Here is an 11,445-nt window from a genome sequence, read left to right on the forward strand (position 1 = left end):
CCATGCAAAACCGTGAAGACATCTTCGCCACCCTGCGCGACGCCCTGGTCGAGCTGTTCGAACTGGAGCCGGAGCGCGTCACCCTGGACGCCAACCTGTACCAGGACCTGGAAATCGACAGCATCGACGCGGTGGACCTGATCGACCACCTCAAGCGCCAGACCGGCAAGAAGATCGCCGCCGAAGACTTCAAGAGCGTGCGCACCGTGGGCGACGTGGTCGAGGCCGTGCATCGGATGGTCAACCCGGCATGAGCCGACTGATCGGCCTGGTGCTGGTCCTGGCCGGCCTCGCCTACCCGTTCGCCGTGTACTTCGGCATCGAGCACCTGTCGCCGCGCGTCTTCGCACTGCTGCTCGGCGGGCTCTGGCTGGCGCGCGCGCTGAGCGTGCGCAAACGCCCCGGCGGCCGCTGGATGGCCGGCGCCGCCCTGGCCTTCTGCCTGCTGCTGGCCCTGGCCAATACCCCGGCGCTGCTGCGCTGGTACCCGGTGCTGATCAGCCTGCTGATGCTCGGCCTGTTCGGCCTCAGCCTGGTATATGGCCCGCCGCTGGTGGAACGACTGGCGCGCCTGCGCGAGCCGGAGCTACCGGAAGTCGCGGTGCGCTACACGCGCCAGGTGACCAAGGTCTGGGCGCTGTTCTTTCTCTGCAACGGCCTGCTCGCCGCCGCCCTTACCCTGTGGGCGCCGCTGAGCTGGTGGACGCTCTACAACGGCCTGATCGCCTATGCCCTGATGGGCCTGCTGTTCGCCGGCGAATGGCTGCTGCGCCAGCGGGTCAGGAGGCACGCATGAGCTGGATCGGCATGGATCGCCTGCTGTTGGATGCCCCTGTCGGACGCCTCGTGACCGTCGCTCCGACCCTCGACCTCGCTACCCTGGCCAGCCAGGCCGGGCACCTCGCCGGTGGCTTGCAGGCACGCGGGGTGAAGCGGCTGGCGCTGCATCTGGAAGACGCCGCCGAGCTGGCCATCGCCCTGCTCGGCGCCTGGCGGGCGGACGTGGAGGTGGTGCTGCCGGCCGACCTGCAAGCGCAGAACCGCCAGCGCCTGGCCGAGCGCGTCGACCTCTGGCTGACCGACCAGCCCGGCGACAGCCGCCTGGACGACCTCTACGGCGACGCACTGCCCACCGCCGCGCTCGACCTCGATCGCTGCCGCCTGACCCTGAGCACCTCGGGCTCCAGCGGCGAGCCCAAGCTGATCGGTAAATCCCTGCGCCAGCTGGCCAACGAAGTGGCGGTGCTGGAGCAATGCTGGGGCGCCGAACTGGGCGACGCGACCGTGCTCGGCAGTGTCGCCGCGCAACATATCTACGGTCTGCTGTTCCGTGTGCTCTGGCCGCTCTGCGCCGGGCGTCCGTTGCTCCGCCGCGCCCTGCCGTTCGGCGAGGACCTGCAACGGGCCAGCCTGGAACATGCCGACTTCGCCTGGGTCTGCAGCCCGGCGCTGCTCAAGCGCATGGGCGACAACCTCGACTGGCCGGCGCTCGGCCGGGTGCGTCGGGTGTTTTCCTCCGGCGGCGCCCTGCCCGCCGAGGCGGGGCAGCAGCTTTTCGAGCGCCTCGGCCAATGGCCCACGGAAATCTACGGCAGCTCGGAAACCGGCGGCATCGCCTGGCGCCAGGGCGGCACGCACTGGCAGCCCTTCCCTGGCGTCGAACTGAGCCAGGACGCGGACGGCGCCCTGCGCGTCGCCTCGCCCTACCTGCCGGCCGGGCATATCGAACAGACCGCCGACGCCGTGCGCTTCGCCGAGGATGGCCGCTTCGAACTGCTCGGCCGGCTCGACCGCATCGTCAAGCTGGAAGAAAAACGCATCTCCCTGCCCATGCTGGAACAGGCCCTGGCCGGCCACCCGTGGGTGAGCGAAGCCCGCCTCGGCGTGGTCCAGGAAAACCGCGCCTTCCTCGGCGCCTTGGTGGCGCTCAGCGAAGCCGGCCTGCATGCCCTGCGCAACCAAGGCCGACGTGCCGTCACCGAAGGGCTGCGCCGCCACCTCTCCGGCCATTGCGAGGCCCTCGCCCTGCCGCGCCGCTGGCGTCTGCTGCGGCGGCTGCCGAGCAACGCCCAGGGCAAGCTGCCACAGGCGGAGCTGGACGCCCTGCTGCGCGCGCCCCGGACCAGGCAACCGGAACTGCTAGGCGCGCGCCAGGAAGACGACCAGTGGCTGCTGGAACTGGAGGTGCCGCTGGACCTCGCCCACTTCACCGGGCATTTCCCGCGCACCCCGGTGCTACCCGGCGTGGTACAGATCGACTGGGTGCTGCACCTGGCCAATGAATACCTCGCCGTGCCGACGCGCTTCGCCGGCATGGAAGTGCTGAAGTTCCAGCAACTGGCCCGGCCAGGCGACCGCCTGCAACTGACCCTGCGTTTCGATGCCGAACGCGGCAAGCTGCACTTCGCCTACCGCAACGGCGAGGCGCCCTGCTCGTCGGGACGAATCCTGCTGGCGGCCGGCGATGACTGAGCACAAGCCCTTCGCCCCCTCGCCCCACTGGGGAGAGAAGACCGCCTTCCACCCCTGCGCGGTGATCCCGGTCTACAACCACGAGCACGCCCTGCCGGTGGTGGTCGAAGCGCTGCGCCAGGCGCACCTGCCGTGCATCCTGGTAGACGACGCCTCCTCCCGGGCCTGCGCCGCGGTCATCGATCAACTGGCCGAAGACGAGTGGGTGCGGCGGGTCCGCCTGCCGGTCAACCAGGGCAAGGGCGGCGCGGTGATGGCCGGGCTGCGCGAAGCGCAACGACTGGGCTTCAGCCACGCGTTGCAGGTGGATGCCGACGGCCAGCACGACCTCGAGGACGTCGAGGACTTCCTCGAAGCCGCACGGGAAACGCCCGCCGCGCTGATCTGCGGCTACCCGCGCTACGACGACAGCGTGCCGAAGAGCCGTCTCTACGCCCGCTACCTGACCCATGTCTGGGTCTGGATCAACAGCCTGTCGCTGGGCATCCGCGACGGCATGTGCGGTTTCCGCGTCTACCCGCTGGCGCCGGTGGTCGAGCTGATCGACGCCGTCCGCCTCGGCACGCGCATGGACTTCGACCCGGAGATCCTCGTGCGCCTGGCCTGGCGCAACCAGCCGATGCGCTGGCTGCCGACCCGCGTGCACTATCCGCTGGACGGCCTGTCGCACTTCCGCCTCTGGCAGGACAACACGCTGATCTCGAAGATGCACGCCAAGCTGTTCTTCGGCATGTTGCTGCGCGCCCCGCGGATCCTCTACCGGCGGTGGCGCGCATGAGCGAACCGCTATCCGGCCAGCACTGGGCCGAGCACGAGGAGCGCGGCAGCTTCCTGCTGATGAGGTTCACCGCCTGGGCGGTGCGCCGCCTAGGCCGCCGTGCGCTGGCGCCGCTGCTGTACCTGATCGTCTTCTATTTCTTCCTGTTCGGCCGCAGCGCGCGCCAGAGTGCCCGCCAGTATCAGCAGCACCTCGCCGAAGCCAGCGGCCGCGCCGACCTGCGTCCCACGCTGCGTTCGGTGTTCGGCCAGTTCATGAGCTTCGCCGACAGCCTGCTGGACAAGCTCGATGTGTGGAACGGCCGCCTCGGCCTGGAGCAGATCGAACTGCACGACCCAGCCGGCCTGCGCCAGCAGTTGCGCGGCGCCCGCGGGCAACTGCTGGTCGGCTCCCACCTGGGCAATCTGGAAGTCTGCCGGGCGCTGGCCGAACTCGGCGAAAAAGTGCAGATGAACGTGCTGGTGCACACCCGCCACGCCGAGCACTTCAACCGCCTGCTGGGCGAGGCCGGCGCCAGCCACCTGCGGCTGATCCAGGTGAGCGAACTGGACCCGGCGATCATGCTGCAACTCTCCGAGCGCCTGGATCGCGGCGAGTGGTTGGCGATTGCCGGCGACCGCGTGCCGCTGCATGGCGGCCGGCGCGTCACGGTGGATTTCCTCGGCCATCCCGCCGACCTGCCGCAAGGCCCCTGGCTGCTGGCCGGGCTGCTGCAATGCCCGCTCAACCTGATGTTCTGCCTCAAGCAACAGGGCCGCTACCGGGTCCACCTGGAACCCTTCGCCGAGCGCATCCAATGGACACGCCGCGAACGCGAACAGGTTATCCGCGACTGGGCCCAGCGCTACGCCGACCGTCTCGGCGAACGCTGCCTGAACGCTCCCCTGCAATGGTTCAACTTCTACCCGTTCTGGAAACAGCATGACGACTGATACCGTGGTTTTCGGCGAAGGCCACCTGTCCATCGAGGACGTCCTCGCCGTGGCGCAACGCCGCGCACCGGCCGCGTTGCAGGCGGACGCCGCGTTCCGCCAGCGCATCGCCAAGGGCGCGCAGTTCCTCGACACCCTGCTGGACAAGGAAGGCGTGATCTACGGCGTGACCACCGGCTACGGCGACTCCTGCGTGGTCGCCGTGCCGCTGCAGCATGTCGAGGCCCTGCCGCGCCACCTCTATACCTTCCACGGCTGCGGCCTGGGCAAGCTGCTCGACGCCGAAGCCACCCGCGCCGTGCTCGCCGCCCGCCTGCGCTCGCTGTCCCACGGCGTGTCCGGCGTGCGCCTGGAGCTGCTGGAGCGGCTCCAGGGCTTCCTCGCCGAAGACGTCCTGCCGCTGATCCCGGAGGAAGGCTCGGTCGGCGCCAGCGGCGACCTCACGCCATTGTCCTACGTCGCCGCCACCCTCGCCGGCGAGCGCGACGTGCTCTGGCGCGGCGAAGTGCGCAGCGCCGCCGAGGTGCACCGCGCGCTGGGCTGGACGCCGCTGACCCTGCGGCCGAAGGAGGCCCTGGCGCTGATGAACGGCACCGCGGTGATGACCGGCCTCGCCTGCCTGGCTTATGCCCGCGCCGACTACCTGCTGCAACTGGCCACGCGCATCACCGCGCTCAACGTCATCGCCCTGCAAGGCAACCCGGAGCACTTCGACGAGCGCCTGTTCGCCGCCAAGCCGCATCCGGGCCAGACCCAGGTGGCCGCCTGGTTGCGCCAGGACTTGGCCATCGACGCGCCCACCGCGCCACTGCATCGCCTGCAGGACCGCTACTCGCTGCGCTGTGCCCCGCACGTGCTGGGCGTGCTGGCCGACAGCCTGGGCCTGCTGCGCCAGTTCATCGAGACCGAGCTGAACAGCGCCAACGACAACCCGATCATCGACGCCGAGGCCGAGCGCGTGCTGCACGGCGGGCACTTCTATGGCGGGCACATCGCCTTCGCCATGGACAGCCTGAAGAACCTGGTGGGCAACGTCGCCGACCTGCTCGACCGCCAGCTCGCCCTGCTGGTGGACGTGCGCTACAACCACGGCCTGCCGAGCAACCTGTCCGGCGCGCCCGCGGACACGGCGATGATCAACCACGGCTTCAAGGCCGTGCAGATCGGCGCCAGCGCCTGGACCGCCGAGGCACTGAAGAACACCCTGCCGGCCAGCGTGTTCTCGCGCTCCACCGAATGCCACAACCAGGACAAGGTGAGCATGGGCACCATCGCCGCCCGCGATGCCCTGCGCAGCCTGGAGCTGACCGAGCAGGTCGCCGCCGCCACGCTGCTCGCCGCCAACCAGGGTGTCTGGCTGCGCCAGCAGGGCGGCCATGAGGCCCTGCCGGCGCCACTGGCGCAGATGCGCGAACAACTGGCCGAAGACTTCCCGCCGCTGATCGAAGACCGCGCCCTGGAAGGCGAACTGCGCCTGTGCCTGGAGCGCATCCGCAGTCGCCACTGGAGCCTCTATGCGTAAGGATGGCGTACTGCAGGCCGAGGTGGAAATCCTCGTGCCCTTCTTCGATGTGGACTCGATGGACGTGGTCTGGCACGGCCACTACGTCAAATACCTGGAAGTCGCCCGTTGCGCCCTGCTCGATCGCATCGGCCACAACTACGTGCAGATGCGCGACGCCGGCTACGCCTGGCCGATCATCGATCTGCAGTTGCGCTACGTGCGCGGCGCGCGCTTCGGCCAGCGCCTCAGCGTCCGCGCCGACCTGGTGGAGTGGGAAAACCGGCTGAAGATCAACTACCTCATCACCGACGCCGAGACCGGCGAACGGATGACCCGTGGCAGCACGGTGCAGGTCGCGGTGGAAATCGCCACGCGGGAAATGCTGCTGGCCTCGCCGACCGTGTTCGTCGAGGCGGTGGAGAGGGCGCTGGCGTGAACGGCCTGCTGCTGCGCGTCGTCGGCCTGCTCGCGACCCTGTGCCTGAGCAGCGGCACCTGGGCTTTCGACCTCGACCAGCTCAGCGCCCGGCTCGCCACGCCGGAGGTGGTCCGCGGACCTTTCATCCAGGAAAAGCACCTGCGCGCCCTGCCCCAGCCGCTCGTCAGCCAGGGCCGCTTCGTCCTGGCCAAGGGGCACGGCCTGCTCTGGCTGCTGCACAGCCCGATCCGCCAGGACTACCGCATCGACGATAACGGCATGGCCCAGCGCGGCGCCCAGGGCTGGCAACGCCTGCCGCAGCAGAGCGCCGCCGCCCGGCAGAACCGCTTGTTCCTCGCCGTGCTGCAGGGCGACAGCAGCGGCCTGCAGCACGATTTCGAACTGGCGCTGAGCGGCACGGAAGACGACTGGCAACTGCGTCTGACGCCGCGCTCGGCCCTGCTCAAGCAGATCTTCGAGCGCATCGAGATCGGCGGCGACGCCCTGGTCCGGCGCATCGAACTGCGGGAAACCCAGGGCGACCGCACCGTCCTGCGCCTGCCCGACAGCCAGCCCGGCACGGACCTGAACGACGCGGAGCGCGCCGACTTTGCCGACTGAGCGCCTGCTGCCCCGCCTGTTCCTGTTCGGCCTGCTGGCGCTGCTCGCGCTGGCCGCCTGGCAGTGGCGTCACGGCCTGCCGCTGTCCACCGACCTGATGGAACTGGTGCCCGGCGCGCCGCGCGATGCCTTGCAGCAACAGGCCGAGCAGCGCATGCAGGAACCGCTCAACCGCGAACTGCTGGTGCTGCTCGGCTATCCGCAGCGCGAGCAGGCGACCGAAGCGGCCCAGCAGCTGGAGCGGCGCTGGCAAGGCAGCGGAGCGTTCGAAAGCGTGCAAGGCAGCCTGCAAGCGGACCTGCCCGCGCTGCGCCGGCAATTGCTGGATGGCCGGCTCGCCCTGCTCGGCGAAGATGACCGGCGCCAACTGATCGAACAACCCCAGGCGTTCATCCAACAGCGCGTGCAGTCGCTGTTCGACACCTTCGCCGGCAGCCGCTTGCTGGCCAGCGATGAAGACTGGTTCGGGCTGGCCGAACGCATCCAGAACCACCTGCAACCCCAGGGCGCCTTGCAGGTGGACCTGGCCAGCGGCGCGCTGCTGGTCGAAGCCGAGGGTTTGCAATGGGCCCTGGTACGCGCCCGCACCCGGGCCGATGCCTTCGACCTCGATCTGCCGTTGCAGGTGGAGGCGCTGGTCGACGCGGCCCGTCGCGAGACCGAGGCGAACGGCGGCCGACTGCTCGCCGCCAGCGGCCTGCTGCATGCGGCCGCCAGCCAGCGGCAGGCCACCCGCGAGATGAGCTGGATCGGCGGCGGCGCCGGCCTGGGCGCGGTGCTGCTGTTGCTGCTGGCGTTCCGCCGCGCCCGCGTGCTGCTGGCGATCCTCCCGGTGCTCGGCGGCCTGCTCGGCGGGGCGGTGGCCTGCGTCGCGCTGTTCGGCCAGATTCATGTGATCACCCTGGTGCTCGGCGGCAGCCTGATCGGCGTGGCCATCGACCCGCCGCTGCATTACCTGTCGAAGAGCTGGGCGCTGCGCCCCTGGAGCGCCTGGGGTGCGCTGCGCGCCACCTTGCCGGGCCTCGCCCTGAGCCTGGCGACCAACCTGATCGGCTACCTCGCCCTGGCGTTCGCGCCCTTTCCGGCGCTCAAGCAGATCGCCGTCTTCTCCGCCGCCGGCCTGCTCACCGCCTTCCTCTGTACCCTGTGCCTGCTGCCCGCGCTGTTCAGCAGACTCGACTTGCGTCCCGGGCCGGCGCCGCTGGCCCTGGCGGAGCGCGCCTGGAATCTGCGCCAACGCCTGCTGCGGCGCGTGCCGTCGACCGTCCTGCTGGCCCTGCTGCTGGCCTTCTGCGTGGGTGGCCTATGGCGTCTGAACCTGACCCATGACCTGCGCCAGTGGGTCGCTACCTCGCCGCAGCTACTGGACGAAGCCAATACCATCGCCCGCCTGACCGGCCAGCGCCCCACCAGCCAGTTCTTCCTGGTGCGCGCCGCCGACCAGCAGCAGTTACTCGAGCGCCAGGCCCGGCTGAGCCAACGCCTCGATACCCTGGTCGCCGACGGACAGCTCGGCGGCTACCTGGCGCTCAGCCAGTTGGTCGCCCCGGCGGCGCAGCAGGAGCGTCTGCGCCAGGCGCTGGATGGGCAGCCCGGGTACTGGCAGCCGCTGCTCGACCTCGGCGTCCCGCGCGAAGCCCTCGAGCGCGAGCTGGAGACCCTGCGCAAGTTGCCGGTTCTGGACATCCCCGCCGCCCTGGCAGGGCCGCTCGGCGAGGCCTGGCGACCCCTGTGGCTGGGCGAAAGCGATGGCGGCGTGGCCGGGCTGGTCAGCCTGCAAGGCTTGCACGACACGAACGGGCTGAACGCGCTGAGCGAAGGGCTGGACGGCGTCCGACTGGTCGACCGCCTCGGCCAGCTCAACCGCAGCTTCACCGCCGCGCAATGGACCGCCAGCGAACTCAAGCTGCTTTCCTGCGCGCTGATCGTCGCGCTATTGAGCGTGCCGTTCGGCCTGCGCGGCGCCGTGCGGGTCGTCACCCTGCCGCTGCTGTCGGCAGCCACCGCGCTGGCCACGCTGGGTTGGGTCGGCCAGCCGCTGACGCTGTTCGGCCTGTTCGGCCTGCTGCTGGTCACGGCGATTGGCGTGGACTACGCGATCCTGATGCGCGAACGCGTCGGCGGCGCGGCCGTCAGCCTGTTGGGCAATGCCCTGGCGGCCTTCACCACCTGGCTGTCGTTCGGTCTCCTGGCGCTCTCCAGCACCCCGGCGGTGAGCAACTTCGGCCTGGCGGTGAGCCTCGGCCTGGTGTTCAGCTTCCTGCTAGCGCCCTGGGCCGGCGCAGGCCACCGCCGTGCGACCGGAGGTGCGCAATGAGCGTCGCCCTGTTCTGGCTGGTGGCACTCGCGCTCTACACCGCCGCCCTGTTGCTGGGCCGGCGTTTGGGCCTGTTCCCTATCGTCAGCCAGTTGTTGCTGGCCAGCCTGGGGATACCGGCGCTGCTGCTCGGCTGGATCGAACCGCATGCCGGGCTGAGCGCCGCCGAGCTGCTCGCACCGACCTGGTTGAACGCTCTGTACGGGCTCTGCTTCGCCCTGCTGCTGGGCTACATCCTCGGCGACGTGGTCGATCTGGAATTCAACCCGCAGAGCCTGAAGATCGCCCTGCCGAGTTTCCTGGTTCCCTTGTTCTGCGGCCTGGCCTGCGCCGGCTGGCTGCTGCCCTCGGCCGGCTGGCTGAGTGCGCTGGGCATCGGACTGCTGTTTTCCATCACCGCCATCCCGGTGCTCTACCTGTATCTGCAGAACATCGGCTATCCGCCGGCGGCGACCCGGCGCCTGCTGCACGCGGCAATCCTCATGGACTTGGCCTGCTGGGGCCTGTTCGCCCTCGCCCAGGGCAGCGCCCAGCCGGAGCGCCTGCTCTGGCCCTTGCTGGCCGCCGCGTTGCCACTGGTGCTCCGCGGCTTGCGCCTGCGTCACGACCTCGCCTTCAGCCTGCCGTTCTTCGCCCTGATGCTGTTGTTCCAGCAGTTGCACCTGAACGCGCTGCTGTTCGGCATCGGCTACCTGCTCTGCCTCGCCGCCCTGCGTCAGCCGTTCCGCCTGCCGCTGGCGCCGCGCCACTGGTTCTGGCTGCTGAACGGGTTGGCGATCCCGCTGATCCTCACGTTCGGCGTGCTGCAAGTGAATTTCCGCGAGGCCTGGCAGGGCTCGTCCTGGCTGCACCTCGGCGTGCTGCTGGTGCTGCCGGTGGCGAGCAAGGTGGCCGGCAACTGGCTCGGCCTGCACTGGGCCGACCGCCAGGCCCCGGCCGCGACGAAATGGCGGGAAAGCCTGCTGCTGAATATCCGCGGGCTGACCGAGATCGTTTTCCTCAATCTGCTGCTGCAACAGCGGCTGATCGACGAGCGGGTCTACTTCGGCCTGCTGCTCATGAGCCTGTTTTCCACCCTGCTGCCGACCCTGCTCGGCATCCGCCACCCTCAACAAGAACACCAAGCCAGGAGGCCCTATGGCGCAGCTTGAGACGCAACAACGTGAAGTCGTGATCATCGGCGCCGGCCCTTCCGGCGCGATCGCGGGAGCCTTGCTCAAGCGCCAGGGGCACGACGTGCTGGTACTGGAACGCCAGCGCTTCCCGCGCTTCTCCATCGGCGAGAGCCTGCTCTCGCACTGCCTGGACTTCGTCGAGGAAGCCGGCATGCTCGAGGCGGTCGAAGCGGCGGGTTTCCAGCGCAAGAACGGCGCGGCCTTCGCCTGGAACGAGCGCTACACCGACTTCGATTTCCGCGACAAATTCACCGAGGGCCACGGCTGGACCTTCCAGGTGCAGCGCGCCCATTTCGATCAGGTACTGGCCGACGACGCCGCCCGCCAGGGTGTGGAAATCCGCTACGAGGAAGAGATCGTCGCCGCCGACTTCGACGGCGATTGCCCGTGCCTGCGCGTGCGCCGGGCGGATGGCAGCGAGTACCGGGTGGAGTCCGCCTTCGTCCTCGATGCCAGCGGCTACGGCCGGGTCTTGCCGCGGCTGCTGGACCTGGAGGCGCCGTCGGCCTTCCCGGTGCGCCAGGCGGTGTTCACCCACATCGAGGACCGCATCGCCGGCTCCGCCTTCGACCGCGACAAAATCCTCATCACCATCCACCCACAGCACCGCGACATCTGGTTCTGGACCATTCCCTTCAGCAACGGCCGCTGCTCCCTTGGCGTGGTCGCCGACGCCACCCATTACCAGGGCCGGCCGCAGGACCTCGACGCCTGCCTGCGCCAGTTCGTCGACGAGACACCGAGCCTGGCGCGGGTACTGGAGAATGCCGTCTGGGATACCCCGGCGCGCAGCCTGGGCGGCTATTCGGCGAACGTGAAGACCCTGCACGGCCGCGGCTTCGCCCTGCTGGGCAACGCGGCAGAGTTCCTCGACCCGGTGTTCTCCTCCGGGGTGACCATCGCCATGCGCTCGGCCAGCATGGCCGCCGGCCTGCTGCATCGCCAGTTGCAGGGCGAGCCGGTGGATTGGCAGACGCAGTTCGCCGTACCGCTCAAACGCGGCGTGGATGCCTTCCGGGCCTACGTGGAGGGTTGGTACGATGGCCGCTTCCAGGACGTCATCTTCCACCGCAACGGCTCATCGGAAATCCGCCGGATGATCTGCTCGATCCTCGCCGGCTACGCCTGGGACGAAAGCAATCCCTATGTCGCCGAGCCCCAGCGACGCCTGCGGGTGTTGGCCGAACTATGCGCGCAGTAAAGGCCAACCGATGAACGCCACACCGCCG

The 11,445-nt window shown here is 69.5% G+C and carries 11 protein-coding genes; all 11 read left to right on the forward strand.

The window, feature by feature from the left end; all coding sequences use genetic code 11:
* Positions 1-2 precede the first annotated feature (2 nt).
* Genes PIN01S_RS00550 through PIN01S_RS00600 form a run of 11 tightly spaced genes read left to right on the forward strand, consistent with a single transcriptional unit; the run spans position 3 to position 11,417 of the window.
* Positions 3-254, forward strand: a complete 252-nt coding sequence (locus PIN01S_RS00550) for an acyl carrier protein (RefSeq protein WP_084332886.1) — start codon at positions 3-5, stop codon at positions 252-254.
* Positions 251-796, forward strand: coding sequence for a COG4648 family protein (locus PIN01S_RS00555; RefSeq protein WP_084332887.1), 546 nt, complete (start codon positions 251-253; stop codon positions 794-796). The genes PIN01S_RS00550 and PIN01S_RS00555 overlap by 4 nt, the downstream gene beginning before the upstream one ends.
* A complete protein-coding gene (locus tag PIN01S_RS00560) occupies positions 793-2,472 on the forward strand; it encodes an acyl-CoA synthetase family protein (RefSeq protein ID WP_084332888.1) in 1,680 nt (559 codons plus the stop codon). The genes PIN01S_RS00555 and PIN01S_RS00560 overlap by 4 nt, the downstream gene beginning before the upstream one ends.
* Positions 2,465-3,250, forward strand: coding sequence for a glycosyltransferase family 2 protein (locus PIN01S_RS00565; RefSeq protein WP_084332889.1), 786 nt, complete (start codon positions 2,465-2,467; stop codon positions 3,248-3,250). Before PIN01S_RS00560 ends, PIN01S_RS00565 begins: the two co-directional genes overlap by 8 nt.
* Positions 3,247-4,182, forward strand: a complete 936-nt coding sequence (locus PIN01S_RS00570) for a lysophospholipid acyltransferase family protein (RefSeq protein ID WP_084332890.1) — start codon at positions 3,247-3,249, stop codon at positions 4,180-4,182. Before PIN01S_RS00565 ends, PIN01S_RS00570 begins: the two co-directional genes overlap by 4 nt.
* Entirely contained in the window at positions 4,172-5,704 is a 1,533-nt protein-coding gene (locus tag PIN01S_RS00575) for an HAL/PAL/TAL family ammonia-lyase (protein WP_084332891.1), read from the forward strand. Before PIN01S_RS00570 ends, PIN01S_RS00575 begins: the two co-directional genes overlap by 11 nt.
* The gene (locus PIN01S_RS00580) at positions 5,697-6,122 is read left to right on the forward strand and encodes an acyl-CoA thioesterase (RefSeq protein WP_084332892.1); all 426 of its coding nucleotides are present in this window, start codon (positions 5,697-5,699) and stop codon (positions 6,120-6,122) included. The genes PIN01S_RS00575 and PIN01S_RS00580 overlap by 8 nt, the downstream gene beginning before the upstream one ends.
* Positions 6,123-6,130: 8 nt before the next feature.
* On the forward strand, positions 6,131-6,724 hold the full coding sequence (locus tag PIN01S_RS00585) for an outer membrane lipoprotein carrier protein LolA (protein ID WP_084333572.1): 594 nt from the start codon (positions 6,131-6,133) through the stop codon (positions 6,722-6,724).
* Positions 6,714-9,041: an MMPL family transporter gene (locus tag PIN01S_RS00590; protein ID WP_084332893.1), complete on the forward strand. Its 2,328-nt coding sequence runs from the start codon at positions 6,714-6,716 to the stop codon at positions 9,039-9,041. Before PIN01S_RS00585 ends, PIN01S_RS00590 begins: the two co-directional genes overlap by 11 nt.
* Positions 9,038-10,192, forward strand: a complete 1,155-nt coding sequence (locus PIN01S_RS00595; protein WP_084332894.1) for a cation:proton antiporter — start codon at positions 9,038-9,040, stop codon at positions 10,190-10,192. The genes PIN01S_RS00590 and PIN01S_RS00595 overlap by 4 nt, the downstream gene beginning before the upstream one ends.
* The gene (locus tag PIN01S_RS00600) at positions 10,179-11,417 is read left to right on the forward strand and encodes an NAD(P)/FAD-dependent oxidoreductase (protein ID WP_084332895.1); all 1,239 of its coding nucleotides are present in this window, start codon (positions 10,179-10,181) and stop codon (positions 11,415-11,417) included. The genes PIN01S_RS00595 and PIN01S_RS00600 overlap by 14 nt, the downstream gene beginning before the upstream one ends.
* Positions 11,418-11,445: the final 28 nt, after the last annotated feature.

This window comes from Pseudomonas indica NBRC 103045, from assembly GCF_002091635.1.
Lineage (GTDB): Bacteria > Pseudomonadota > Gammaproteobacteria > Pseudomonadales > Pseudomonadaceae > Pseudomonas_M > Pseudomonas_M indica.